This window comes from Bradyrhizobium sp. B039, from assembly GCF_038965675.1.
GTDB lineage: Bacteria > Pseudomonadota > Alphaproteobacteria > Rhizobiales > Xanthobacteraceae > Bradyrhizobium > Bradyrhizobium diazoefficiens.
On the sequence record NZ_CP152416.1, the window covers coordinates 3,994,768 to 4,019,488 of the forward strand.

Consider the following 24,721-nt stretch of genomic DNA (forward strand, 5'->3'; position numbering starts at 1 on the left):
GTTAAGACCGGGCTTCGTTCGGCGAAGTTCAGAAAAAACAAGACGGTCGCGGCGCGAGGCGCCGTGGACTTTCGAGGAGGGAGCTAGATGTCGTCTGTGCAAATCCGCGACGTGCGGAAATCGTTCGGCAACTTTGAAGTCCTGCACGGCGTCTCGATCCCGATCGAGGACGGCCAGTTCGTCGTTCTGGTGGGCCCCTCCGGCTGCGGCAAGTCGACGCTTCTGCGCATGCTCGCAGGCCTCGAGAACATCACCTCCGGCACGATCTCGATCGGCGACCGCGTCGTCAATAATGTCCAGCCCAAGGAGCGGGACATTGCGATGGTGTTCCAGAACTACGCGCTCTATCCGCATATGACCGTTGGCGAGAATATGGGCTTCTCGCTGAAGCTGCGGAACGCGAGTTCCGACGAGATCAACAAGCGCGTCAAGCGCGCCGCCGAGATCCTCGCGCTGTCGCCGCTGCTCGAGCGCTATCCGCGCCAGCTCTCCGGCGGCCAGCGTCAGCGCGTCGCCATGGGCCGCGCCATCGTGCGCGATCCGCAGGTCTTCCTGTTCGACGAACCCTTGTCGAACCTCGACGCCAAGTTGCGCGTCGCCATGCGCACCGAGATCAAGGAGCTGCACCAGCGGCTGAAGACCACGACTGTCTACGTCACCCACGACCAGATCGAGGCCATGACCATGGCCGACAAGATCGTTGTCATGCATGACGGCATCGTCGAGCAGATGGGCACGCCGCTCGAGCTCTACGACAAGCCTGAAAACCAGTTCGTCGCCGGCTTCATCGGCTCGCCGGCCATGAACTTCCTGAAGGGGCATGTCCGCGTCAACGGCACTGCGACCTTCGAAGGGCCGAACGGCGTCAAGCTGCCGCTCAGGAACGCGCCGGCGGGGGCCGACGGCCGTCCCGTGGTCTTTGGTGTCCGGCCCGAGCATTTCACCATCGCCGACGATGGCGCTGAGGCCGAGATCGTCGTGGTCGAGCCGACCGGCTCGGAAACCCAGGTCTTCGCCAAGCTCGGCGGCGAGCAGGTCGTCGCCGTTTTCCGCGAGCGTCACCAGTTCAACCCGGGCGACAAGGTCCGGCTGAGGCCCGATCCGTCGGTGGTTCACCTGTTCGACGAGGCGACGGGGAAACGGCTCAATGCGTAATGCAAGCTGAATAAGGCAGACTGCAAAAGACTACAAAAAAGCATCACAGGGAGGACGACATGCAAGACTTTACCCGCCGGGCTCTGCTCCAAGGCGGAACCGCGCTGGCTGCCACCGGCGCACTGACCGGGCCGGCACTGTTCGACTTCGCAAGGGCTTGGGCGGCGGACTCGCCGTGGAAGGCCGAGCCGGGCGCCAAGCTGACGGTGATGCGCTGGAAGCGTTTCGTGCCGCAGGAAGACGAAGCATTCAACGCCATGGTCGCGGCGTTCAAGACTGCGACCGGCACCGAGATGAACGTGTTCAGCGAGTCCTTCGAGGACGTGCAGCCGAAGGCATCGGTTGCCGCCAACACCGGCTCGGGTCTCGATCTGGCCTGGGGCCTGCACACGCTGCCGCAGCTGTTCCCGACCAAGGTCCTCAAGATGAACGACGTCGCCGATTATCTCGGCAAGAAGTACGGCGGATGGACCGATGCGGCAGCCAAGACCTGCAAGCTCGGTGACGACTGGTTGGGAATCCCGGTTGCGACCAACGGCGGCTACATGACGTACCGCAAGTCGGCGACGGACAAGGCCGGCTTCAAGGAATTCCCGAAGGACTTCCCCGGCTTCCTCGAGATGTGCAAGGCACTGAAGGCAAACAACACGCCGGCCGGCTTTGCCCTCGGCCATGCCAGCGGCGACGGCAACTCATGGCTGCACTGGGTCCTCTGGGGCCACGGCGCTTACACGGTCGACCAGAACGACAAGGTCATCATCAATTCGCCGGAGACGGCGAAGGCGCTGGAGTATTGCAAGGCGCTTTACGAGACCTTCATCCCGGGCACGCCGTCGTGGAACGACTCCTCCAACAACAAGGCGTACCTGGCTGGCGAACTCTATTGTACGGCCAACGGCATCTCGATCTACGTGGGGGCCAAGACCGATCCGACCAAGAAGGAGCTGACTGAGGACACCTATCACGCCCTGTGGCCGGTGGGTCCGATCGGCAAGCCGACCGAATTGCAGCTTGCGCTGCCCATCCTCGCGTTCAACTTCACCAAATATCCGAACGCAGCGAAGGCCTTCATCGCCTTCATGCTGGAGAAGGAGAACTACGAGAAGTGGTTGAGCGGTGCGCAAGGCTATTTGACGCAGACCTTGAACGCCTATGAGACGGCCCCGGTCTGGACCGCGGATCCCAAGAACGCCGTGTTTGCGCAGGCGTCCAAGCGTACGTTGCCGGCCTCGGGCATCGGCACTGTGGGCGAGAAGGCGGCAACCGCAATCGCCGACTTCATCGTCGTCGACATGTTCGCCAACTATTGCACCGGCACCAAGGATGTGAAGGGCTCAATGGCGGAAGCCGAGCGCCAGTTGAAGCGCATCTATCGTTAACCGTCGCGGAGTGGGTGGTCTCGCCGGCCACCCACTCGTCAACACTCCGATCAGGGATCCGAGCATGGCCGATATCGCAGTTGCTCCCCGCGCCAAGCCGCAGATTCAAAAGGCACGCGCCTGGGACCAGCTCAAGCACAACCGCAACTGGCTCGGTTTCTGGTTCATGGTGCCGGCCATGGCATTCCTGATCTTCTTCCTGGCCTATCCGCTCGGGCTCGGGATCTGGCTGTCCTTCACCGATACCCGCATCGGCCGCGTCGGGCACTTCATCGGCACCGAGAACTACGAATGGCTCTGGGACGATTCCATCTTCTGGCTGTCGGTGTTCAACACGCTGCTCTACACCTTCGTCGCCAGCGCCGTTAAATTCGCGGTCGGGCTCTATCTCGCGCTGCTCCTGAACGAACACATGCCGTTCAAGGCGATGCTGCGCGCAGCCGTACTGATCCCGTTCATCGTGCCCACGGTGCTCTCCGCGCTGGCGTTCTGGTGGATATTCGACTCTCAGTTTTCCATCATCTCATGGTCGTTGCGGCATCTCGGGCTGATCAGCCAGAACATCAATTTCCTCGGGGATACCACCTGGGCGAGGATCTGCGTTATCTTCGCCAATATCTGGCGCGGAGTGCCGTTCGTGGCGATCACGCTGCTCGCCGGCCTGCAGACGGTATCGCCCTCGCTCTATGAAGCAGCGACCCTGGACGGCGCCACGCGCTGGCAGAATTTCCGCTTCATTACCTATCCGCTGCTGACGCCGATCATTGCGGTGGTGATGACTTTCTCGGTGCTGTTCACCTTCACCGACTTCCAGCTGATCTGGGCGATGACGCGCGGCGGCCCGGTCAATGCGACCCACCTGATGGCGACGCTGTCCTATCAGCGCGCGATCATCGCAGGGCAACTGGGCGAGGGCGCCGCGATCTCGAGCGCCATGATTCCATTCCTGCTTGCCGCGATCATGGTCTCGTGGTTCGGCCTCCAGCGTCGCAAGTGGCAACAGGGAGAAAGCAATGACTGATCTTCCTGCCTCGAAAGTCGATCTCAAGTCCGTGCTATCGACGCCGGCGCGCGCCGATAACAGCGAAGGCATGAGCTATCTCCAGTCCGTGCCGCGGCGCATGGTGACGCTCTATCTGCCGCTCACGATCATCGTCGTGGTCCTGCTGTTCCCGTTCTACTGGATGGCGCTGACTTCGGTGAAGCCGGACGAGCAGCTGCTCGATCTCGACAAGTTCAATCCGTTCTGGACCTGGAATCCGACCTTCAAGCACTTCTACAAGCTGCTGTTCGAGAGCTACTATCCGCATTGGCTCTGGAACACGATGTATGTGGCGATCTGCGCCACGGTGCTCTCGATCGTCGCATCGGTGTTTGCGGCCTACGCCATCGTGCGGCTGCGTTACAAGGGCGCCAACCTCGTCGGAGGGCTGATCTTCCTTGCCTATCTCGTGCCGCCTTCGATCCTGTTCATTCCGCTCGCCACCGTCGTGTATCAGTACGGCCTTTTCGACTCGCCGCTGGCGCTGATCTTGACCTATCCGACGATCCTGATCCCGTTCTCGACCTGGCTGTTGATGGGCTATTTCAAGACCATCCCCTTCGAGCTCGAGGAATGCGCGCTGATCGACGGAGCGAGCCGCTGGCAGATCCTGATCAAGATCGTCGTGCCGCTCGCAATCCCCGGCCTCATCTCGGCCTTCATCTTCTGTTTCACGCTGTGCTGGAACGAGTTCATCTACGCACTGACCTTCCTGCAATCGACCAGCAACAAGACGGTGCCGGTCGCGATCGTCAACGAGTTCGTGGATGGTGACATCTACCGTTGGGGTTCGCTGATGGCGGGGGCGCTGGCCGGCTCGCTGCCGCTCGTCATCCTTTACGCCTTCTTCGTGGAGCATTATGTGTCGGCGATGACCGGCGCCGTGAAGGAATGATCGCGGGGCTTGCCGAGGGCGCGTCAGGAGCGGCGCGGTCCGGCCAATAAGAAGGAGTTAAGCTCTTGCACATTCTGGTTCTGGGCGCCGCCGGCATGGTCGGCCGTAAATTCTGCGAACGGCTGCTGCGCGACGGCCGGCTCGGCAAGAGCGAGATCACCAAGCTGACCATGCACGACGTGGTCGAGCCCAAGAAGCCGGAGAAGGCCGGTTTTCCGGTCGAGACGGTGTCGGGCGATTTCGCCGTGCCGGGGGCGGCCGAAAAGCTGATCGCCGGACGCCCGGACGCGATCTTCCATCTCGCCGCGATCGTCTCGGGCGAGGCCGAACTCGATTTCGACAAGGGCTACCGCATCAATCTCGACGGCACGCGAATGCTGCTCGACGCGATCCGCCTCGTCGGCGGCGGCTACAAGCCGCGCGTGGTGTTCACCTCGTCGATCGCGGTGTTCGGCGCCCCGTTCCCGGACGCGATCGGCGACGAGTTCTTCCACACCCCGCTGCTCAGCTACGGCACCCAGAAGGCGATCGGCGAGCTGCTGCTCGCCGACTATTCCCGCCGCGGCTTCCTCGATGGCATCGGCATCCGCCTGCCGACCATCTGCATCCGGCCCGGCCTGCCCAACAAGGCGGCATCGGGCTTCTTCTCCAACATCCTGCGTGAGCCGCTGGCCGGCAAGGAAGCGATCCTCCCGGTGTCCGAGGACGTCCGCCACTGGCACGCGACGCCGCGTTCGGCGGTCGGCTTCCTGCTGCACGCCGGCACCATGGACCTCGCCACCGTCGGCCCGCGCCGCAACCTGACCATGCCGGGCCTGTCGGCGACCGTCGGCGAGCAGATCGCCGCCTTGAAGCGCGTTGCCGGCGAAAAGGTCGCAGCCCGCATCAAGCGGGAACCCGATCCCTTCATCGTCGGCATCGTCGGCGGCTGGCCGCGCAACTTCAACGCAAAGCGGTCGCTCGAGCTCGGCTTCACCACCGCCGAGAAGAATTTCGACGATATCATCCGCATTCACATCGAAGACGAGCTCGGCGGCAATTTCGTCGCCTGACGCAATCGATGAACAGCGTGGATCTGATGATGGCGAGCGTTGCTTGCATCGGCGAATGCATGGTCGAGCTCCGGCAGGCCCAAGGTGGACAATCCGCCGGGCAGGGCGGCGGTCTCTATTCGCGCGGCTTCGGCGGTGACACCCTCAACACCGCGGTCTATCTGGCGCGGCTCGAGGTCAAGGTCGATTATTTCACCGCGCTCGGCGACGATGCCTTGAGTGATGAGATGATCGCGGCCTGGACCGCGGAGGGCGTCGGCACGCGGCGCGTCGTGCGGTTGCCGGGCAAGCTGCCCGGCCTCTACATGATCCAGACGGATGCGAAGGGCGAGCGCCAGTTCTTCCACTGGCGCGACAGCGCGGCCGCCCGCCAGCTGATGAGCCTGCCGGAGACGGACGAGCTGCTCAACTCGCTGATGAGCTACGACATCGTCTATCTCTCCGCGATCACGCTCTCGATCTACGACGCCCCCGGCCGCGAGCGCCTGTTCGCGGCGATCAAGCGCGCCCGCCTGCTCGGCACCCGCTTCGTGTTCGACACCAATTTTCGCGCGCGGGGATGGCCCGATCGCGATGTCGCCCGCGAGGCCTTTGCCGCGGCGTTTGCGACCGCCGACATCGTGCTGACCTCGACCGAGGATCTGCTCGCGCTCTATCCGGGCGAGAGCCACGACCAGCTGATGGCGCGTATCCCGAGCCCCGAGCTGGTGTTCCGGCTCGCCGAGCCGGTCAGCCTGTTGCGCTTTCCGGGCGGCACCAGCGAGGTCCGTGCCGAGCCCATGACCAAGCCCGTGGTGGACACCACGGCGGCCGGCGACAGCTTTGCCGCGGCCTATATCGCAGCCCGGCTCGCCGGTTCCGAGCCGGTCGAGGCGGCCCAGGCCGGTCATCGCCTCGCCAGCCTCGTGATCTGCTATCCCGGCGCCATCATTCCGGGCTATGCCATGCCGCCGAAGAAGCGGCACCGGCCGGCGGCTACGCGCCAAGCGACCAAGTGAAACGAAGGCCAAGATGACCACGACTGCCCAACAGAACCAGCTCGTCGCGCTATTCAAGGCTGCGACCGTTATTCCCGTCCTCACCATCGAGCGCATCCAGGATGCTGTACCGCTGGCCCGTGCGCTGGTTGCGGGCGGCGTTCGCACGCTGGAGGTGACCCTGCGCACCCCCGTTGCGATCGAGGCGGCGAGGGCGATGATGGCCGAGGTACCCGAGGCGGTCGTCGGCATCGGCACGATTCTCAATCCGGCCGACTTCACCCGTGTGGAGAAGCTCGGCGTCGCGTTCGGCATCAGCCCGGGCCTGACCCCGGACCTGTTGAAGGCCGCCACCGATAGCTCGTTGCCGTTTGCGCCGGGCATTGCCACGGCGTCCGAACTGATGATGGCGCTGTCCTACGGCTTCGACGTTGCAAAATTCTTCCCGGCCGAGCAGGCCGGCGGCATCAAGGGCCTGCGCGCGCTCGGCGGGCCATTCCCCAACGTGCGGTTCTGCCCGACCGGCGGGGTGGGCGAGGCCAATGCGGCGACCTGGCTGGCGGAGCCCAACGTGGTCGCGGTCGGCGGATCCTGGCTGTGCCCGACCGCGGAGATCAAGGCGGGGAACTGGGCCGGCATAACTGCCATCTGCCAGCGCACCCTCAAGGCCCTGAAAGGCGCGTGAAGTCTTGCCATCCCTGGGCTAAGACATAGCTCAGGGGAGAGCTTCCAGGGAGAAAAGACCATGACTGCCAGCATCGTCGGATGGGCGCATACGCCGTTCGGCAAGTTTGACACCGAGACCGTCGAAAGCCTCGTCGTCCGCGTGGCCAATGAGGCGCTGGCGGATGCCGGCATTTCGGCCGGCGACGTCGACGAGATCGTGCTGGGTCATTTCAACGCCGGCTTCTCGCCGCAGGATTTCACGGCTTCCCTGGTGCTCCAGGCCGACCCGAAGCTGCGCTTCAAGCCGGCAACCCGCGTCGAGAACGCCTGTGCGACCGGCTCTGCCGCGGTGCACCAAGGCCTGCGCGCGATTGCCGCAGGTGCGGCCAGGATCGTGCTCGTCGTCGGCGTCGAGCAGATGACCCGCACGCCGGGGCCGGAGATCGGCAAGAACCTGCTCAAGGCGTCCTACCTGCCCGAGGACGGCGACACGGTGGGCGGCTTTGCCGGCGTGTTCGGCAAGATTGCCAGCTCCTACTTCCAGAAATACGGCGACCAGTCCGATGCGCTGGCGCTGATCGCGGCCAAGAACCACAAGAACGGCGTCGCCAATCCCTTCGCCCAGATGCGCAAGGATTTCGGCTTCGAGTTCTGCCGCGCCGAGAGCGAGAAGAACCCTTACGTCGCCGGCCCCCTGAAGCGCACCGATTGCTCGCTCGTCTCCGATGGCGCGGCGGCGCTGATCCTGGCCGACGCCGAGACCGCCAAGGGCATGAGCAAGTCGATCGGCTTCCGCGCCACCGCGCACGCCCAGGACTTCCTGCCGATGTCCAAGCGCGACATCCTCCAGTTCGAGGGCTGCACGGTCGCCTGGCAGCGGGCGCTGGAGAAGGCGGGCGTCGCGCTCACCGATCTCTCCTTCGTCGAGACCCATGACTGCTTCACCGTCGCCGAGCTGATCGAATACGAAGCGATGGGCCTGACGCCGAAGGGGCAGGGCGCCCGCGCCATCAAGGAAGGCTGGACCCTCAAGGACGGCAAGCTGCCGGTCAATCCGTCCGGCGGGTTGAAGGCCAAGGGCCACCCGATCGGTGCCACCGGCGTTTCCATGCACGTGATGACCGCGATGCAGCTTGCGGGCCAGGCGCCCGAGGGCATGCAGCTCAAAAATGCAAAACTCGGCGGCATCTTCAACATGGGCGGTGCAGCGGTTGCCAACTACGTCTCCGTGCTGGAGCCGCTGAAGTAAGGCTTGTAGGGTGGGCAAAGGCGCGAAGCGCGGTGCCCACCTTCTTTCTTTATTGCGCTAGATCATGGTGGCCCCGCCCGGGCCCCTTAAAGCTCTTGATTGATTTGCAGGGAATGCATCATGAGCAATGACTACGAAGACTCGCTGTCGATGGACGCACTCAACGATCGCATCGCGATCCTCGAGGACAATATCAGGCAGCTCATCGAGCAGGCCGCGGCCGCTTCCGGCGAGCAGAACGAGTCGCGCATCGCGGACCGGATCAGCCAGCAGAACGAAGAGCTCGACCGGCTGCTGAAGATCCGGGAATCCCGCGAGAAGAAATAGCGGCCGCGCCACCACGCATGCAGCCATACGCCGGCCGCCCTTGCGCGCGCGGCGTCGCTGCCGTTAGCTGGACCGAAATCGCGGGCTGAGCCGAGCCCGCGCAATCGGGAGCGAACGAATGGGGCCGCTAAAGGGCATCAAGGTCGTCGACATGACCACCGTGCTGATGGGGCCCTATGCGACCCAGATGCTCGGCGACTACGGTGCCGACGTGATCAAGGTGGAGTCGCTGGACGGCGACGTCACCCGCCTGATCGGCCCGATGCGCCACGCCGGCATGGGCCCGGTGTTTCTCAACACCAACCGCAGCAAGCGTTCGATCTGCCTCGATCTGAAGAAGCCTTCGGGGCGCGATGCCGTGCTGCGCCTGCTCCGGGACGCCGACGTTCTCGTCTACAACGTCCGCCCGCAGGCGATGGCGCGGCTCCAGCTCGGCTATGACGTCGTCTCCAAGATCAATCCGCGCCTCGTTTATGCCGGCGTGTTCGGCTTCGGCCAGGACGGGCCCTATGCGGCCAAGCCCGCCTATGACGATCTGATCCAGGGTGCCACCGCGCTGCCGGCGCTAATGGCGCAGACGGGCGACGGCGTGCCGCGCTACGTGCCCAACGCGCTGGTCGACCGCATCGTCGGCCTCACTGCCGTCGGTGCGATCTGCGCCAGCCTCGTGCACCGCGACCGCACCGGGCGCGGCCAGCGCGTCGACATCCCGATGTTCGAGACCATGGCCGGCTTCGTCATGGGCGACCACATGGGCGGGCTCACCTTCGAGCCGCCGCTCGACAAGGGCGGCTATGCCCGCCACCTCTCGCGCGACCGCAGGCCCTACAAGACGTCGGACGGCTATCTCAGTGTCATCGTCTACAACGACAAGCAGTGGGAGAACTTCTTCAAGGCGACCGGTCGCGACGATCTGCGCGCCGACCCCAAATTCGCGACCTTTGCCGGCCGCGCCGGCAATATCGACGTCGTCTATGCCGAGCTCGCCCGCATCTTCGAGACGCGCACGACAGCCGAATGGATCGACCTGCTGACCAAGGCCGACGTGCCGGTCATGCCGATGCACGACCTTGCCTCGATGCTGCACGACGAGCATCTCGAGGCGACCGGCTTCTTCCCGGTCGTGAACCATCCGACCGAGGGCCCGATCCGCAGCATGAAGGTGACGGCGAGCTGGTCGGAGACCGAGGCCGAGACCACCAGGCTTGCGCCGCGTCTCAATGAGCACGGCGCGGAGATACTGAAGGAGATCGGTTATTCCGCCGAGGAGATCGCGGCCATGGTCCGTGACGGCGTGACGCGCTCCTCGCCGGAGTAGGGGAGGAAGCGATGGCGCAAACCCTCTCATCCGTCATTCCGGGGCGCGACGAAGTCGCGAGCCCGGAATCCATAACCACCATCGGGAGTAGGGATTCTCAGGTGCGCAATTGCGCACCGGAGCTCGCGCCTAAAGAAGGCGCGCCCCGGAATGACGGGGAGGAGAGAGCATGAGCTTCATCACCGGCGTCGGCCTCACGCCGTACGGCAAGCACGAAGGCTCATCCTCGCTCGACCTGATGAGCAGGGCCGCGCAAGCCGCGCTCGACGATGCCGGGCTGAAGCGTGCCGAGATCGACGGCGTCCTCTGCGGCTACTCCACCGTCTCGCCGCACATCATGCTGGCGACCGTCTTCGCCGAGCACTTTGGTATCCGCCCGAGCTACGCCCATGCCGTGCAGGTCGGCGGCGCCACGGGGTTGGCGATGACGATGCTCGCGCATCATCTCGTTGAGGCCGGCGTCGCGCGCAATGTGCTCGTCGTCGCCGGCGAGAACCGCCTCACGGGACAGAGCCGCGACGCCTCGATCCAGGCGCTCGCGCAGGTCGGCCATCCCGATTACGAGGTGCCGCTCGGCCCGACCATTCCCGCCTATTACGGCCTCGTTGCTAGCAGGTACATGCACGAATATGGCGTGACCGAAGAGGACCTCGCCGAATTCGCGGTGCTGATGCGGGCCCACGCCTGCACCCATCCCGGCGCGCAGTTCCGCGATCCCATCACGGTCGCGGACGTCATGGCCTCGAAGCCGGTGGCGATGCCGCTCAAATTGCTCGACTGCTGCCCGGTGTCGGACGGCGGCGCCGCCTTCGTCATCAGCCGCGAGCGGACGGGCGAGGCCGACGTGCGCATCCGCGGCTGCGCGCAGGCCCACACCCATCAGCACGTCACGGCCGCGCCCGGCTTGAGCGAGCTCGGTGCCGAGATCTCGATCGCGCGCGCCAGGGAGGCCACCGGCCTTGCGATCTCCGACGTGCGCTACGCCGCGATCTACGACAGTTTTACGATCACGCTTGCGATGCTGCTGGAGGATCTCGGCCTCGCCGGCCGTGGTGAAGCGGCGGCCCGCGTACGCTCTGGCCATTATGGCCGCGACGGCGCGATGCCGCTCAACACCCATGGCGGTCTGCTCAGCTACGGCCATTGCGGCGTCGGCGGTGCGATGGCGCATCTGGTCGAGGCGCATTTGCAGATGACGGGGCGGGCGGCGAATCGCCAGGTGCGCGATGCCTCGATAGCACTGCTGCACGGCGACGGCGGCGTGCTGTCGTCCCATGTCAGCATGTTCCTGGAGCGGGTGCGATGAGCGAGCGTCTGGCCGACTGGACCACGGGCGAACGGGCCATCACCTTTCAGACCTGCGGCGCATGCGGTCATGTGCAGTATTTCCATCGCGCTTTCTGCGCGGCCTGCGGAGGGTCCGGCCCATCCGAGCAGCGCGCCAGCGGCAAGGGCAGGGTCTACGCGACCTCGCTGGTCTGCCGCGCCGCCACGCCCGAGACGCGCGCGCACGTGCCCTACAACATCCTGCTGGTCGATTGTGCCGAGGGTTTTCGCATGATGGCCCACGGCGAGACCGACCTCGCCATCGGCGACGAGGTCAATGCGAGCTTCAAGCCGTTCGCCGGGAAGCTCGTGCCGTTCTTCACCAAAAGCAAATAGCGGGATTTCGTCATTCGGGGGCGGTCCGGAAGACCGAGCCTGGAACGGGTATTCTGGGCCTGGCCTGTGCGAGGGCCACCCCGGAACGACGAAAACTCTTACAACGCTTACAACTCTTACTAGCGCCCGTAGAACAAGATGCTGGCGATGACGAGCATCGCCGTCACCGCCAGCATATGCGCGAGCGCTCCCGAGGCCGCCCCCTTGGTGGCTTCCTTCATGCCTTTTCTCCCTAGACTTGGGCGTGACTCATCGTTGCGCGGCTAGCGCACCCGACGGCCAATTGTTTTTACTCGGAACACCCCTTGCGAGTATCCGCCGCGATTTGTCCCCACGCGGCGAATATCGACTGTGCCAAGGTCGATCAGCAATGCGGCGGCATTTTGACTCGATGATGTTGCTCTTGCGGTCGCGCAGCACAGGGTTTGCGAAAACTTGCTTCAACCGCAAAAAGTTTCATTTGGCCTTCTTGGGAGGATTCGCGGGCGCCTTGGTCGTGGCCATCGATCTGGCATTCGAAGCCTCCATCAGCGCATCCCTGATGTTGGTGAGGTGACGCGTCATGGCGAGGCTCGCCTTGCGTGGGTTCCTCGCTTGAACGGCTTCGAAGATGGCCTCGTGATCCCTGCGCCACATGGGACGATAGTCCTCCATCTGCATGTGGTTGTGAATTTCCTGCCAGATGCCGGACTCGGTTTGCGCGCGCCACAGCGAGTCGCTGATCTGCACCAGCGCGCCGTTCCCCGTCGCCTCGGCCAGCACCATGTGGAAACGGTGATCCGACGTGTCGGCCTCGCGCCCCTGCGCATGTTCCCAGCGCATCATGGCGAGCGCTTCGGCGAGCTGCGCGAAGGTGGCTTCGGTGCCGCGCTGCGCCGCGATCGCGGCGATCTGCGGCTCGATGAGCTGGCGCGCTTCCAGATTCTCGAACGGCCCGAAGCCTTCGAGCGCGTGCACGTCGGGTGCTTCCTGACGACTGATCACATAGACGCCGCTGTTGCTGCGCACCTTCAGCATGCCGGCCATCGCCAGCGACAGGATGGCCTCGCGCACCGTCGGCCGCGACACGCCAAAGGTCTTCGCGAGATCGCGCTCTGCCGGCAGGCGCTGGCCGATCCGGTAACTCGCCTGGATCATCGCAGCAATGCGCCGGGCGACGATCTCGAAGCTGCGTTCGGGCTTGGACGGGGGATCGTGCAACATCTTCGTGCTCATCAGCTCTTTATTTGAGTTTGACAAGCTGCCGCACGAAAGCCAAGCTGGTCAGACCAATTTGGACTGACCAGTTTCGCGCGACCGGGGTTGGGAATGCTCCGTCGGTGGAACGATGGAGGCTGCGCGCGTGTTCGACAGCAAGCCCAATTCAGCCGAGGCGCGCGACATCGCGTTCCATCTGCACTCGCAGACCAACCCACAGCGTCATGCAGAAATCGGACCGCTGATCATGGCGCGCGGCGAGGGCGTCCATGTCTATGACGCGAGCGGCAAGCGTTATCTGGAAGCGATGGCCGGGCTCTGGTGCACCTCGCTCGGCTTTTCCGAGAAGCGGCTCAAGGCGGCAGCGGCGGCGGCCTACGACAAGTTCGGCTTCTATCACAGCTTCAATCACAAGACGCCGGATAACACGATCGAGCTCGCCGAGAAGCTGGTCGAGATCTCGCCGATCCCGGATGCGCAAGCTTATTTCGCCACCTCAGGCTCGGAAGCCACCGAGACGATGGTGAAGCTTGCCTGGGTGTATCACGCGGTTCGTGGCAAGCCCGGGAAGCGGAAGATCATCGCCCGCGATCGCGGTTTCCATGGCTCGACGATCGTTGCGGCCTCGATGTGCGGCCTGCCGCGCATGCATCGTGAATTCGGCCTCCCGCTCGACGGTTTCCTGCACACGCATTGCCCGGATGCCTATCGCGGCACCAGGCCGGGCGAGAGCGAGGCGGCGTTCGTCGATCGCCTTGCCGCCGATCTCGAAGCGCTGATCATGGCCGAGGGACCTGATACGATCGCCGCCTTCATCGCCGAGCCGATCAACGCCGGCGGTGGCATCGTCGTGCCGCCCAAGGGATATTTCGCTGCGATCGAGGCGGTGCTGCGCCGTCACGACATCCTGGTGCTTGGCGACGAGGTGGTCTGCGGCTTCGGCCGCACCGGCAACTGGTTCGGCTGCGAGACGGTCGGCATGAAGCCGGACATGGTGGCGCTCGCCAAGGGCATCACCTCGTCCTACTTCCCGATGTCAGCGGTGTTGCTGGGACGTCCGATCCGGGATGCACTCAGCGAGATGAACAAGGGCGGTGAGCTGTTCGGCCACGGCTTCACCAATTCCGGACACCCGGTCGGCGCGGCCATCGCGCTCGAGACATTGAAGATCTATCACGAGATGGATGTGGTCCCGCATGTCCGCCGCATGGGCAGCCGGCTCCGTGCCGGGCTGGAGCAGATCGCGCGGGATTCGCGCATCGTCGGGCAGGTGCGCGGCGAGGGATTGATGATCGGGGTCGAGCTGGTCGCCGACCCCGCGACGCGGCAGGCCTTCGATCCCGCGCTGAAGGTCGGCGCGATGTTCGACGCGCTCGCGATCGAGAACGGCCTGATCATCCGCGCGATGGGCGACACGATCGGGTTCTGTCCGCCGCTGATCATCGACGAAGCCGGGGTTGACGAGGCGCTCGACCTTTTCGGGCGGACCTTGTTCAGCGCCGAAGCGAAGCTTGCCGAGAAACGTCCATCCGCGTAACCCGTTGAGGAGACCATAGCATGCGCCGTCGAGACCTGCTCCGATCCACACTGGGCGCCGGTCTCGGCGTCGCCTTGGGCTCGACTTTGCCGATGCCGCGGCTGGCCCGCGCGCAAGCCTCGCGCGTGCTGCGCTTCGTACCGCAGGCCGATGCCGCAATTCTCGATCCGATGATCACCACCGGCCTGGTCAACCGGAACCACGGCTTCCTGATCTGGGATACTCTCTACGGCGTGGATGAGAAATTCCAGGTTCAGCCGCAGATGGTCGCCGGCCATACCGTCGAGAACGACGGCAAGCTCTGGACGATGACGTTGCGGGATGGCTTGAAATTCCACGACGGTGAGCCCGTGCGCGGACGCGACGTGGTGGCGAGCCTGAAACGCTGGGCCTCGCGCGATGCGTTCGGCAATTCGCTCTTCAACCTGGTCGACGAAGTCTCGGCGCCTGACGACAAGACCGTGCGCTGGCGTCTCAAGTCGCCGTTTCCGCTGCTGCCGGAAGCGCTCGGCAAAGTGGGCGCCATCGTTGCCTTCATCATGCCGGAGCGTCTTGCACAGACGGACAGCGTCACGCCGGTCAAGGAGCTGATCGGCTCCGGTCCGTTCAAGTTCCAGGCCGATCAGCACGTGCCCGGCGCGCGTCTGGTCTACACGCGTTTCGACGGCTATGTGCCGCGCCCCGAGGGGACGCCGAGCCTGCTGGCCGGTCCGAAGGTCGCGCATTTCGACCGGGTCGAGTGGCAGGTCATCCCGGATCCCGCGACGGCGGCGGCCGCACTTCAGCAGGGTGAGATCGACTGGTGGGATCAGCCCATCGTCGACCTGTTGCCGAAGCTGAAGGGCAACAAGGCGCTGAATGTCGAGCTGCTCGACCCGATAGGCAATGTCGGCGTGCTGCGTTTCAACCACACGCAGCCGCCCTTCGACAACCCGGCCATCCGCCGCGCGGTGCTCTCCGCCATCAGCCAGAAGGAATTCATGTCCGCAGTCGCGGGAGAGGACAGCAGTCTCTGGCGGGACAAAATCGGCTTCTTCGCGCCCGGCGGCAACATGGCGAACGATGCCGGCATGGAAGCGCTGACCGGCCCCCGGGATATCGCCGCCGCGGCCAAGGCGATCAAGGACGCCGGCTACAAGGGCGAGAAAGTGCTGCTGATGGCGCCGGGCGATTTCCCTGTGATCGGGCAGATGAGCGAAGTCGCGGCTGATCTGTTCCGCAAGCTCGGTTTCAATCTCGACTACGCGGCGATGGACTGGGGCTCGATGCTGCGGCGCATGGGCAACCGCGAGACGCCGGACAAGGCGGGATACAGCGCCTTCTGCACCTATTCCGCGGGTGTCACGCAGCTGAATCCGTCGGCGCATAACTTCATCCGCGGCAGCGGTGACAAGGCGACGTTCGGCTGGGCGAAGAGCGAGAAGCTGGAACAGCTGCGGGATGCCTGGTTCGCCGCTCCCGATGCCGCCGCGCAGGCCAGGATCGGCGTCGAGATGCAGAAGCAGTGCTTCATCGACGTTCCCTATGTTCCGCTTGGTGTCTTCTATCAGCCGACCGCTTACAAGAAGAGCCTGACGGGCATGCTCAAGGGCCTGCCGTTGTTCTGGAACGTGCGCGGGGCCTGAAGAGGGATTTTCGATGCTTCCGATCACCGGCTATGCGGACCGCTGGAGCGTGCGCCCCGGCGACGCCATCAACTTCATGATCGCGGTCAAGGGCGGTGGCCGCTATTCGGCGCGGATCGCCCGCGTGATCTGTGGCGACCCGAACCCGAGGGGACCCGGCTATCGCGAGATTCCGGTCAAGTGGGATCTCGAAGGCCAGCACGATGGCATCGAGCAGACCGTCGCCAAAGGCTCTTGGGTCGATGTATCAGCACTGGCGCTGCCGGCAGGCCCGATCGCCTTTGCCGCGACCGTCTGGCCGACCCTGCTCGCCGCGGGCAGGCAGGCCGTGCTGAACTGGGCGGGCGCTGGCGGCGCGCTGACGCTTGGCGTCGGCAAGGCGGGCGCTTTTGCGCGGCTTGTCGTTGGCGAGACAACATTCGAGGTCGAGACCGGCATCGCGCTCACCGAGCGGGCGTGGCACGATATCGCGTGTCTGTTCGACCCGGTGACCGGATCGCTGGCGATCGCACAGGCCCCCCGCAAGATCAGGCTCGACCGCGACGAGCGCGCGACGAAAACGCTGGGCGCGCCGCGCACCGCGTTGGCCGGCATGGGGGCCGTCGCGATTGCGGCGGAGCGCGCAGGGCAAGGCGCAGTCCACCATTTCAACGGCAAGATCGAACGGCCGCGCATCACCGATGGCAGCAACGGCCTTGATGATGTCATCGCCGCGCAAGGCTCTGGAGCCGCGGCCCGGGCCATCGCCGAATGGGATTTTTCCATCGGCATTCCGACCGACATTGCCACCGATATCGGTCCTTCCAGGGCGCACGGCGTTTGCATCAATTTGCCGACGCGCGCGATGACGGGATCGCGCTGGACAGGCGGCGTGACGCATCGCTGGACGGAACAGCCGAAGCTCTGGGGCGCGATCCATTTCCACGACGACGATATCGGCGATTCCGGCTGGCAGCCGTCGTTGACCTTCACCGTGCCGGAAGACTGGAAGAGCGGCGTCTATGCGCTGCACCTGGAAAAGGACGGCGCGCGCGACAACATCGTCTTCTATGTCCGCGCCCGCATACCGGGATCGCAGGCCAAGGTGGCATTCCTCGCCCCGACCTTCAGTTACACGGTCTATAGCCAGTATCAGAAGAAGGGCAGGCAGGCCCTGATCACGGAGCGGTCGCTCGCCTGGGGCGCGCTGGCGCAGGCGCCGGACGGCCATCCCGAATACGGCGTGTCGCCCTACAACTTCCATTCGGACGGCAGCGGCGTGGTGATGTCGACCATGCGCCGGCCGCTGATCGACAAGCGCGTGAACCAGATCCACCTCGTCGATCCCAGCGACTACGGTTCCGGCCTGTACTGGATCTCCGCCGACAGCGCCATCACCGATCTTCTGACCCGCAAGGGCATCGATTTCGAGGTCATCACCGATCACGACGTCCATGCCGAAGGCGTCGACCTGCTGTCGCAATACAGCGTCGTTCTCACCGGCCAGCATCCGGAATACCACACGCACGAGACGCTCGACTCGCTCGGTGCCTATATCGGCAATGGCGGCCGCTTCATGTATCTCGGCGGCAACGGCTTCTACTGGAAAGTGGTGCCGCACGCGACGGGCACATGGGCTTTCGAATTGCGACGCGCCGAGGGCGGCATCCGGCTCTGGGAAACGCTCCCCGGCGAGAGCTATCATGCTTTCGACGGGTCCTATGGCGGCCTCTGGCGACGGCTCGGCCGCCCGCCGCAGGCGCTGGTCGGCGTCGGCTTCAGTACGCAAGGGGAGTACATGGGCTTCCCCTACACCTTCCTCGACGGCATTCTCGATCCCCGCGTCGCATTCATGCGCGAGGGCATCGAGGATCTGGCAAGGCCGGGCGCCAAGCTCGGCGAGCGCGGCTTCATGGGCGGTGGCGCCGCAGGCCACGAGCTCGACCGCGCCGACACGCGCCTCGGCACGCCGCATCATGCGATCATCATCGGCCGGGCCGTACTTACCGATCCGACCTATCAGCCGGTCAATGAAGAGCGCTACGACCACACCTGGCCGGCGTCGCGCGAGGAGATCATCCGTTCCGACCTGACCTTCTTCGAGACGCCGAATGGCGGCGCGGTCTTTTCCGTCGGCTCGATGAATTTCATCGGTGCGTTGCCGGTTGACGGCTACAACAACGTGGCGGCCCTGCTGGTGACCAATATCGTCCGCCGCTTTGCCGATTCCACGCCGTTCCAGGCGCCGAAAGCGTCGACTGCATAGCGATGACGCGATGCGCGATGATGTTGCGCTTGCGTCAGCGCAAGATTAGTCTTGGGAACTCCGAAAAAACGACAACAAGACCAAGACCCAAGGTGACTGATGGCCCGTATCAACTACAGCGACCCGTCCAAGGCGTCCGATCGCACCCGCGAAATCCTCGACAAGAACCGCCACGCCAACATCTTCCGGATGATGTCGCATTCGCCGAGCTATTTTGAGCAGTATTGCCGGCTCGGCGGCGCCATCCGCCACAAGGGCGAGCTCGACCCGATCGTGCGCGAGCTCGCCATCACGCGCACCGGCATCCTGTGCGAGGCGCCGTACGAGATCGTCGCCCACAAGCGCATCGGCAAGAATGTCGGCGTCACCGACGAGCAGAACGAGGCGCTCGAGAACTGGCAGGCCGCGAGCTGCTTCAATGAGGTGCAACGCGCCGCGCTCGCCTTCACCGACGAGATCGTCAAGCTGAACAAGCCGACGGACGCGACCTTCAAGGCGATCGCATCGAAGCTGACGCCGGCCGCGCTGGTCGAGCTGCAGCTCTCGGTCGGCTTCTACATCATGACGTCGAAATTCCTGGAGACGTTCGAGATCGATCTTCAGCCGGTCACGGAAGTGGTTGGCTGATCCGAAAGCCGGGGCGAGGGATGCCGATGACGATCGATGAATATGCGGCCTGGGCCGCAAGCGTTGCGAAAGTCGATGAGCATCCGTCGAACGAGCGGCTGTCCTATCTCGGGCTCGGCCTCGCCGGTGAATCGGGTGAGGTCGCCGACCACATCAAGAAGCTGCTGCGCGATGACTGGCTCGACAAGGCGGGTCTCGTCGAAGAGCTCGGCGATGTCATCTACTACTGGGCCTGCCTGTGCGCCGCGACCGGCCAGCAGCCATCCGAATTGCTCAAGGCTAGCGCCGCCAAGATCAGGCGGCGGATCAGCGAGGCGGCAAGCCGATAAGCCATACCGGCGTCGCTCAGGTCGACGTCAAAATATCCACCTTGGCGTTGGCGACAATCAGGCGATCGGCAAGCAGCTGCGCCAGGTTGCGCATGATGCGCTCGGAGGCGCGCGGGTGCTGCTCGCGGAAGCGCTCAAAATCCTTCAGCGGGGCTTCGAAGGCCGTCGCCGCCATGTCGGCGAAGACGTCGGCCGAGCGGGTTTGCTCGAGCAGCGCCATCTCGCCGAACGCCATGCCGGCAGTGAGCGTCGCCAGCCGCACGCCGTCGGGCAGCGTGACATGCACCGCGCCGCTGCGCAGGAAGAACAGGGCATCGGCGGGATCGCCTGTCGTGAGGATCTTTGCGCCGGACTGATAGGTCCTGATGGTGCAGATCGCGCCGAGCTCCGCCAGCTCGTCCGCGCTGAGACCTTCCAGCAGCGGCTGCTCGGCAAGCTCGGTGGTCTCGTGGAAATCGATCGAACCGCCATAGCGGTAGACGATCTGGTCTTCGGCCCATTCGATCGCGGTGTCGAGCAGGTAGAAGTCGCGGACGTTCTTCAGCTCCGCGGTCCACTCTCGCAGGCTATTCCACTCCTTCGAGGCACGCCTGACGCCCGATAGCACCACCGTGACGTTCAGCGCGGCGAGCTCCTCGAAAGCCTCGGCCACGAGCCGCGCGCCGGCGCGCGTGGTGGAGGTGACGCGGTGAAGGTCGAAGATCACGAATTGCGGCCGTGGCCGGCCCGCGAGCCGCCGCGACACGTAGTCGACCGCCGACAGCGACAGCGTGCCGACCAGTTCGATGATCCGCACCTCCTGCTCGTGCGCGGCCAGGATCTCTCGCTCCTGCGCGCGGCGCACGCGCCGCGACGGGCTCTTGCCGATGTCGTAGTCGGCGATGACGGCGTTGCGCGCGTCGTCGCTGCGGTTGAGCATGTGCAGGTCGTAATGCGAGGACAGCGCCTCGCAGACCTTGATGCCGCGTACGCTGTTGCCGTGCTTGTCGAGTTTCGGCGAATAGCTGCCGAGCCCGAGCCGGGCAGGGAGCGCCGCCAGAATGCCGCCGCCGACGCCGCTCTTGGCGGGAATGCCGATGCGGTAGATCCATTCGCCGGCATAGTCGTACATGCCGGAAGACGTCATCACCGACAGCGTGCGCGAGATCGCGTAAGCGCTCATCACCTGCTCGCCGGTCACCGGATTGATGCCGCGATTGGCGAGCGTTGCCGCCATCACCGCGATGTCGCGCGCCGTGACCAGCACCGCGCATTGCCGGAAATAGACGTCGAGCACGGCGGCGACGTTGTCCGAGATCACCGCATTGGTCTTCAGGAGATAGCCGATGGCGCGGTTGCGGTCGCCGGTCTGGCTCTCCGAGCTGTAGACGGCCTCGTCCACGGCGAGATCGCGCCCGGCGAAGCGGCTGAGCGCAAGGCGGATCTGCTCGAAGGCCTCCGCGCCCTTGCTGTCGTAGATCAGTCCGGTGCAGGCGATCGCGCCGGCATTGACCATCGGGTTGAACGGGTGGTTGTCGGAATTGAGCCGGATCGAGTTGAAGGGATCGCCCGACGGCTCGACGCCGATCGCGCTCTCGACGCGGCCGGCGCCCAAAAGATCCAGCGCCAGCGCGAACACGAACGGCTTTGACATCGACTGGATGGTGAAGGGCACCCTGGAGTCGCCGACCTCGTAGACATGGCCGTCCAGCGTGGCGAGGCTGATGCCAAAATAGGCAGGGTCGGCCTTGCCCAGCTCCGGAATGTAATCGGCCACCGCGCCGGAGGTTTCGGCGGAGAATTCGTTGAGGCAGGTGTCGAGAAACCGCAGCAAGGGCGGCTTCGAGCGGGTCCAGGCGGAGGCGTGCGGCGGTGTCATCGCCTCCTTGTGCAACGCAATCAGGGCACGCGCAACCCGTCCGGTATCGGCCCTTGCCGTCGGATCAACAGCAGCGCGATCAAAATCGTTGGCGCGAGGATCGCAAGGCCCAGCATGGTGACCTGCATCTGCGACAGCGGCATGATTCCGCCGCCGGGGGTCGCCACCACGAATCCGCCGATCACCAGCAGCACGCGGATCGGCCATTCCAGCGCGCCTGCGCCGCGGAGGTCGCCGACGAAGGGTTGGTAGCCCTGGATGCCGCCGCAGATGAACAGCGTGCCGAACGCGGCCAGTGCCATCAGGCCGAGGCCGGCGAGATAGGGGCTCGACCCCTGCAGCACCAGCGCCGGATTGAGCACGAAGAAGAACGGGATGAAATAGATGATGCTGCCGACCCACATCGATTCCCAGCCCGTCTTCATCGCGGGCGAGCCGGCGATGCCCGCGGCGGCGAAAGAGGCGATCGCGACCGGCGGCGTGATCGACGACAGCATGCCCCAGTAGAAGATGAACATGTGCACCGCCATCCTGTTCAGCCCGAGCTTCTCCAGCGCCGGCGCGACCAGGATGGCGAGGAAGATGTAGCAGGCCGTCGTCGTCAGCCCGAGGCCGAGAATGAGGCTGGTGAGGGCGCACATGCCGAGCAGCAGGAAGGGATTGTCGCCGGCGATATGCAGCAGGTCATTGGCGAGGCTCGACACCACGCCGGTCATCGAGAATGCGCCGATCAGGAGGCCGCAGCCGGCGAGGATGCCGACCAGCTCGACGAAGGTACGGCCGTTGACCTCGAGGAATTTGCCGATCGTTGCGAGCGTCCAGCGCGTGTCCTTGGAGAACAGCTGGTTGAGCACGAGCAGCAGCGCGGTGGCGTAGAACGGCGCGTGGCTCTCGCGCTTGAAGTAGAGCAGCATCACGATCAGGAGCGCGATGACGAAGACGTAGTACCAGCCGTCCTTGATCGTATCCATGATCCGCGGCAGCTCGGCGCGCGGAATGCCCTTGAGACCGTGGCGCGCCGCGTAGGCGTCGACCTGCATGAACAGGCCGACATAATAGAGCGCGGCAGGAATGATCGCGGCGACCGCGACGTCGGCGTAGCTGACATTGAGGAACTGCGCGATCACGAAGGCGGTCGCGCCCATCACCGGCGGCGCCAGCACCGCGCCCGTGGAGGCGCAGGCCTCGATCGCGCCGGCATAGGAGGCGCGAAAGCCGCTCTTCTTCATCACGGGGATGGTCATGGTGCCCGCGGTGAGCACGTTGGAGATGATCGAGCCCGACATCATGCCGAGCAGGCCGCTGGCAAAGATGCAGACCTTCGCCGCGCCGCCGCGGAACGTGCCGCACAGCGCGAAGGCGAGGTTGATGAAGAATTTGCCGGCCCCCGTCATCATCAGCGCGGTGCCGAACACGAGGAAGCCGATCACGGTGTCGGCAAAGGCCTGGATGGGAATGCCGAGCAGGCTCTCGCCCGACAGCACGTGATAGGCGGTGGCCTGCTCCAGCGTCGATTGCGTGCCGCGGAACGGACCTAACCAGCCGGATTCGGCGAACAGCGGATAGACGGTGAAGGGAAACACGCTGAGCAGCAGGCTCCAGCCGCCGGTGCGGCGCAGCGCCTCCATCAGCATCACCCACATCACGAGGCCCGCGGCGATCACGCTGCTCGGCGCGCCGCCGAATTCCCACCCGGCCTCCGCCGCCTTGCGCACGTTCGACATCAACAGCAGCGCGGCCGCGAAGGTCACGACGAAGAAGACGAGGTCGTACCAGGGAATGCGGTCGAGCGGCGCGCGCTCGGTCCCCGGGAAGATCAGGAAGGTGAAGGGCAGCATCAAGGCGATCAGGAGATAGAAATACTCCGTGTTGAGCTGGGTGTAGCCGATGAAGAAGCGCAGCGAGAACTGCTGATTGATGCAGAGCAGGATGGTCGCCGCGGTCGCAGCCACCAGCGTCCAGCGCCAGGCGCCGCGCAACGCGCGCACGCGCGTCACCTCGGCCTCCTGCATGTTGGCGGCGGCGCCGTGCGGATCGTCGAACACGACCCGCTTGGCCTCGTCCTTGGGGGCCGTGGAGACTGAAGCAGACGACATGATCGACCCCGATCGTAGGCAGTTAACCGCTGTGGATTAGTCCTCGAACCCGTTCGGCATGTCGGCTTTCGCAAGCGCAGTGGCGCGCGCCTTCATCCAGCCGTCGAGGAACGCCTTGTCGTCGGACGGCGGACTGGACTTGCCGTAGTCCGCCCAGGCGGCCGCGAGCACCTCCTGCCGCTTGATCAGCTTGTTGTTGTGCGCGTCCTGCGCATCGCTCCATTGCCCGGCCTCCTTCAGCGCCTTCACCGCGCCGGGATGCACCGGCACCACCCAGTTCCTGGTCTGGCGTTCGGCGGCGAGACCGCCGGCCCCGGGCGCGGAGTCCTTGTAGGCGTCGTAGTTCACGATCATCGCCTTGGTGATCGCGTAGACCTGGTCGGGTGCTTGCGAGGCGTAGGTCACGAAGATCGGGTAGGGATAGTTGCCGAGCTCGATCGGCTTGTCCGGCGAGATGCCGGCGCCGCAGGTCGCGACTTGCGGGAAGAAGAACGAGCCGACCTTCTGCATCCGCGCCCAGCCCTCCTTGTCCTTGGCCGGCAGCGGCGGCCAGATCAGGCCGCGCGGCGAGGTCTCGGCTTCCTTGGCGGGGCCGGTGATGGTGGTGCCGAAGGCCGCGTCAGTGTCGTTGTTGATCAGGCCCTTCCACATCGCGCCGTAGCTGGCGAACTCGACGACCTTGACGTCCTTCTGCGTCAGCCCGGCGAAGGCGAGCACCGCAAGCGAGTTCTGATTCAGCGCGGGCGAGCCCACGACGAATCCGACGCGCTTGCCTTTCAGGTCTTTCAGATCTTTCACGCCGGTATCGGCTGCGACGCCAAGCGAACCGCAATTGCAATCGACGCTCGAGAGCAGGATCTGAAGCGACTGCGGCCCCCATTCTTTGCTACCGAACTCGAACACGCCTTCTTGCGCGAAATAGGTGCCCGATCCCATCGCCGCCGCCGCGGCACGCTTGGCGCGCAGCGGCGCCAGCCGCGCGACGTCGTTGCCTGCGGGGAGCACGCGCACGTCGGTGCTGTACTTGTCCTTCATCATCTTGCCGACGCCGACCGCGATGTTGAAGCCGGCAGTGCCGGTGTCATAGGCGGTGAACGTCAATGTCGGCGGCAGCTTGATGTCTTCGGCCGACGCATAGCGTGTAGACGCAAAAGAAATGCCCGCAACCAAGGCAGGCGCGAGCACGAGCAGCCCACGAAGCATGTTTTCCTCCCAACATCCTCGCTTGGTTCGCGAAGACCTTCTTGCTTGAAAAGATCATGTCATCCGTATCAGGCGATGGCAACGTCGTACCGCGGAGGTGAAGCGGAGGTCTGACAGATTGTCGCGGGCCACTGACGGCGATAGCGCATCGCTCGGCCATGGTTCGAGACGCGCCGTGAGCGGCGCTCCTCACCATGAGGATGTGTGATTTGCTGCGAAAACCAGCCTCATCCCGATGAGCCTGCCAAAAGCAGGCGTCTCGAAGGATGGCCACAAAAAGAT

The 24,721-nt window shown here is 64.8% G+C and carries 21 protein-coding genes; 17 read left to right on the plus strand and 4 right to left on the minus strand.

Features of this window, described 5'->3' with window-relative positions:
• Positions 1-87: 87 nt before the first annotated feature.
• The 12 genes from ugpC to AAFG50_RS18520 all read left to right on the plus strand — a co-directional run bounded on the left by ugpC (position 88) and on the right by AAFG50_RS18520 (position 11,722).
• Positions 88-1,155 carry a sn-glycerol-3-phosphate ABC transporter ATP-binding protein UgpC gene (ugpC, locus tag AAFG50_RS18465; protein WP_028170960.1) on the plus strand — a complete coding sequence of 356 codons (1,068 nt, stop codon included), beginning with the start codon at positions 88-90 and terminating at the stop codon, positions 1,153-1,155.
• 59 nt (positions 1,156-1,214) lie between these two features.
• Positions 1,215-2,534 carry an ABC transporter substrate-binding protein gene (locus AAFG50_RS18470; protein WP_011086695.1) on the plus strand — a complete coding sequence of 440 codons (1,320 nt, stop codon included), beginning with the start codon at positions 1,215-1,217 and terminating at the stop codon, positions 2,532-2,534.
• Positions 2,535-2,598: 64 nt separating this feature from the next.
• Positions 2,599-3,555, plus strand: coding sequence for a sugar ABC transporter permease (locus tag AAFG50_RS18475; protein ID WP_028170961.1), 957 nt, complete (start codon positions 2,599-2,601; stop codon positions 3,553-3,555).
• Positions 3,548-4,471: a carbohydrate ABC transporter permease gene (locus tag AAFG50_RS18480; protein WP_011086697.1), complete on the plus strand. Its 924-nt coding sequence runs from the start codon at positions 3,548-3,550 to the stop codon at positions 4,469-4,471. The genes AAFG50_RS18475 and AAFG50_RS18480 overlap by 8 nt, the downstream gene beginning before the upstream one ends.
• Before the next feature lie 65 nt (positions 4,472-4,536).
• Positions 4,537-5,523, plus strand: a complete 987-nt coding sequence (gene denD / locus AAFG50_RS18485) for a D-erythronate dehydrogenase (protein ID WP_028170962.1) — start codon at positions 4,537-4,539, stop codon at positions 5,521-5,523.
• A gap of 29 nt (positions 5,524-5,552) precedes the next feature.
• Entirely contained in the window at positions 5,553-6,521 is a 969-nt protein-coding gene (locus AAFG50_RS18490; protein WP_028170963.1) for a sugar kinase, read from the plus strand.
• A gap of 13 nt (positions 6,522-6,534) precedes the next feature.
• Positions 6,535-7,185 (plus strand): bifunctional 4-hydroxy-2-oxoglutarate aldolase/2-dehydro-3-deoxy-phosphogluconate aldolase, encoded by a 651-nt coding sequence (gene eda / locus AAFG50_RS18495; protein WP_028170964.1) that lies wholly within the window; start codon positions 6,535-6,537, stop codon positions 7,183-7,185.
• 60 nt (positions 7,186-7,245) lie between these two features.
• Entirely contained in the window at positions 7,246-8,415 is a 1,170-nt protein-coding gene (locus tag AAFG50_RS18500) for an acetyl-CoA acetyltransferase (RefSeq protein ID WP_011086701.1), read from the plus strand.
• A 120-nt stretch (positions 8,416-8,535) separates the two neighbouring features.
• A complete protein-coding gene (locus AAFG50_RS18505; RefSeq protein ID WP_011086702.1) occupies positions 8,536-8,742 on the plus strand; it encodes a hypothetical protein in 207 nt (68 codons plus the stop codon).
• 118 nt (positions 8,743-8,860) lie between these two features.
• Positions 8,861-10,060: a CoA transferase gene (locus AAFG50_RS18510; protein ID WP_028170965.1), complete on the plus strand. Its 1,200-nt coding sequence runs from the start codon at positions 8,861-8,863 to the stop codon at positions 10,058-10,060.
• A 169-nt stretch (positions 10,061-10,229) separates the two neighbouring features.
• Positions 10,230-11,366 carry a thiolase family protein gene (locus tag AAFG50_RS18515; RefSeq protein WP_028170966.1) on the plus strand — a complete coding sequence of 379 codons (1,137 nt, stop codon included), beginning with the start codon at positions 10,230-10,232 and terminating at the stop codon, positions 11,364-11,366.
• On the plus strand, positions 11,363-11,722 hold the full coding sequence (locus AAFG50_RS18520; RefSeq protein WP_011086705.1) for an OB-fold domain-containing protein: 360 nt from the start codon (positions 11,363-11,365) through the stop codon (positions 11,720-11,722). Before AAFG50_RS18515 ends, AAFG50_RS18520 begins: the two co-directional genes overlap by 4 nt.
• 456 nt (positions 11,723-12,178) lie before the next feature.
• On the opposite strand, the gene AAFG50_RS18525 is transcribed toward AAFG50_RS18520, so the two are convergent.
• Positions 12,179-12,937, minus strand: a complete 759-nt coding sequence (locus AAFG50_RS18525) for a FadR/GntR family transcriptional regulator (RefSeq protein ID WP_028170967.1) — start codon at positions 12,935-12,937, stop codon at positions 12,179-12,181.
• Between the two features lie 127 nt (positions 12,938-13,064).
• Between AAFG50_RS18525 and AAFG50_RS18530 the strand changes: the two genes are divergently transcribed.
• The 5 genes from AAFG50_RS18530 (at position 13,065) to AAFG50_RS18550 (ending at position 19,282) form a co-directional block, all read left to right on the plus strand.
• Positions 13,065-14,456, plus strand: a complete 1,392-nt coding sequence (locus AAFG50_RS18530) for an aspartate aminotransferase family protein (RefSeq protein ID WP_311995481.1) — start codon at positions 13,065-13,067, stop codon at positions 14,454-14,456.
• A gap of 20 nt (positions 14,457-14,476) precedes the next feature.
• Positions 14,477-16,081, plus strand: a complete 1,605-nt coding sequence (locus AAFG50_RS18535) for an ABC transporter substrate-binding protein (RefSeq protein ID WP_028170969.1) — start codon at positions 14,477-14,479, stop codon at positions 16,079-16,081.
• A 13-nt stretch (positions 16,082-16,094) separates the two neighbouring features.
• Entirely contained in the window at positions 16,095-18,326 is a 2,232-nt protein-coding gene (locus AAFG50_RS18540; RefSeq protein ID WP_039184346.1) for a N,N-dimethylformamidase beta subunit family domain-containing protein, read from the plus strand.
• A gap of 99 nt (positions 18,327-18,425) precedes the next feature.
• Positions 18,426-18,953, plus strand: a complete 528-nt coding sequence (locus AAFG50_RS18545; protein WP_028170970.1) for a carboxymuconolactone decarboxylase family protein — start codon at positions 18,426-18,428, stop codon at positions 18,951-18,953.
• Positions 18,954-18,979: 26 nt separating this feature from the next.
• On the plus strand, positions 18,980-19,282 hold the full coding sequence (locus tag AAFG50_RS18550) for a nucleoside triphosphate pyrophosphohydrolase family protein (protein WP_027543134.1): 303 nt from the start codon (positions 18,980-18,982) through the stop codon (positions 19,280-19,282).
• Between the two features lie 16 nt (positions 19,283-19,298).
• Here AAFG50_RS18550 and glsA read toward each other — a convergent pair whose 3' ends face one another.
• From glsA to AAFG50_RS18565, 3 genes are read right to left on the minus strand one after another with little or no spacing between them, the layout of a single operon-like run.
• The gene (glsA, locus tag AAFG50_RS18555) at positions 19,299-21,140 is read right to left on the minus strand and encodes a glutaminase A (RefSeq protein ID WP_028170971.1); all 1,842 of its coding nucleotides are present in this window, start codon (positions 21,138-21,140) and stop codon (positions 19,299-19,301) included.
• A gap of 20 nt (positions 21,141-21,160) precedes the next feature.
• The gene (locus AAFG50_RS18560) at positions 21,161-23,236 is read right to left on the minus strand and encodes a TRAP transporter permease (RefSeq protein WP_028170972.1); all 2,076 of its coding nucleotides are present in this window, start codon (positions 23,234-23,236) and stop codon (positions 21,161-21,163) included.
• Between the two features lie 36 nt (positions 23,237-23,272).
• A complete protein-coding gene (locus tag AAFG50_RS18565) occupies positions 23,273-24,439 on the minus strand; it encodes a TAXI family TRAP transporter solute-binding subunit (RefSeq protein WP_028170973.1) in 1,167 nt (388 codons plus the stop codon).
• Positions 24,440-24,721 lie beyond the last annotated feature (282 nt).

What these genes read in the sequence shown, in the direction of transcription:
- ugpC (WP_028170960.1), top strand. Translation starts at nt 88, where the DNA reads ATGTCGTCTGTGCAAATCCGCGACGTGCGGAAATCGTTCGGCAACTTT.
- AAFG50_RS18565 (WP_028170973.1), bottom strand. Translation starts at nt 24,439, where the DNA reads ATGCTTCGTGGGCTGCTCGTGCTCGCGCCTGCCTTGGTTGCGGGCATT.
- AAFG50_RS18510 (WP_028170965.1), top strand. Translation starts at nt 8,861, where the DNA reads ATGGGGCCGCTAAAGGGCATCAAGGTCGTCGACATGACCACCGTGCTG.
- AAFG50_RS18470 (WP_011086695.1), top strand. Translation starts at nt 1,215, where the DNA reads ATGCAAGACTTTACCCGCCGGGCTCTGCTCCAAGGCGGAACCGCGCTG.
- glsA (WP_028170971.1), bottom strand. Translation starts at nt 21,140, where the DNA reads ATGACACCGCCGCACGCCTCCGCCTGGACCCGCTCGAAGCCGCCCTTG.
- AAFG50_RS18550 (WP_027543134.1), top strand. Translation starts at nt 18,980, where the DNA reads ATGACGATCGATGAATATGCGGCCTGGGCCGCAAGCGTTGCGAAAGTC.
- eda (WP_028170964.1), top strand. Translation starts at nt 6,535, where the DNA reads ATGACCACGACTGCCCAACAGAACCAGCTCGTCGCGCTATTCAAGGCT.
- AAFG50_RS18525 (WP_028170967.1), bottom strand. Translation starts at nt 12,937, where the DNA reads ATGAGCACGAAGATGTTGCACGATCCCCCGTCCAAGCCCGAACGCAGC.
- AAFG50_RS18545 (WP_028170970.1), top strand. Translation starts at nt 18,426, where the DNA reads ATGGCCCGTATCAACTACAGCGACCCGTCCAAGGCGTCCGATCGCACC.
- AAFG50_RS18475 (WP_028170961.1), top strand. Translation starts at nt 2,599, where the DNA reads ATGGCCGATATCGCAGTTGCTCCCCGCGCCAAGCCGCAGATTCAAAAG.
- AAFG50_RS18560 (WP_028170972.1), bottom strand. Translation starts at nt 23,236, where the DNA reads ATGTCGTCTGCTTCAGTCTCCACGGCCCCCAAGGACGAGGCCAAGCGG.
- AAFG50_RS18520 (WP_011086705.1), top strand. Translation starts at nt 11,363, where the DNA reads ATGAGCGAGCGTCTGGCCGACTGGACCACGGGCGAACGGGCCATCACC.
- AAFG50_RS18500 (WP_011086701.1), top strand. Translation starts at nt 7,246, where the DNA reads ATGACTGCCAGCATCGTCGGATGGGCGCATACGCCGTTCGGCAAGTTT.
- AAFG50_RS18490 (WP_028170963.1), top strand. Translation starts at nt 5,553, where the DNA reads ATGGCGAGCGTTGCTTGCATCGGCGAATGCATGGTCGAGCTCCGGCAG.
- AAFG50_RS18540 (WP_039184346.1), top strand. Translation starts at nt 16,095, where the DNA reads ATGCTTCCGATCACCGGCTATGCGGACCGCTGGAGCGTGCGCCCCGGC.
- AAFG50_RS18515 (WP_028170966.1), top strand. Translation starts at nt 10,230, where the DNA reads ATGAGCTTCATCACCGGCGTCGGCCTCACGCCGTACGGCAAGCACGAA.
- AAFG50_RS18505 (WP_011086702.1), top strand. Translation starts at nt 8,536, where the DNA reads ATGAGCAATGACTACGAAGACTCGCTGTCGATGGACGCACTCAACGAT.
- AAFG50_RS18535 (WP_028170969.1), top strand. Translation starts at nt 14,477, where the DNA reads ATGCGCCGTCGAGACCTGCTCCGATCCACACTGGGCGCCGGTCTCGGC.
- AAFG50_RS18480 (WP_011086697.1), top strand. Translation starts at nt 3,548, where the DNA reads ATGACTGATCTTCCTGCCTCGAAAGTCGATCTCAAGTCCGTGCTATCG.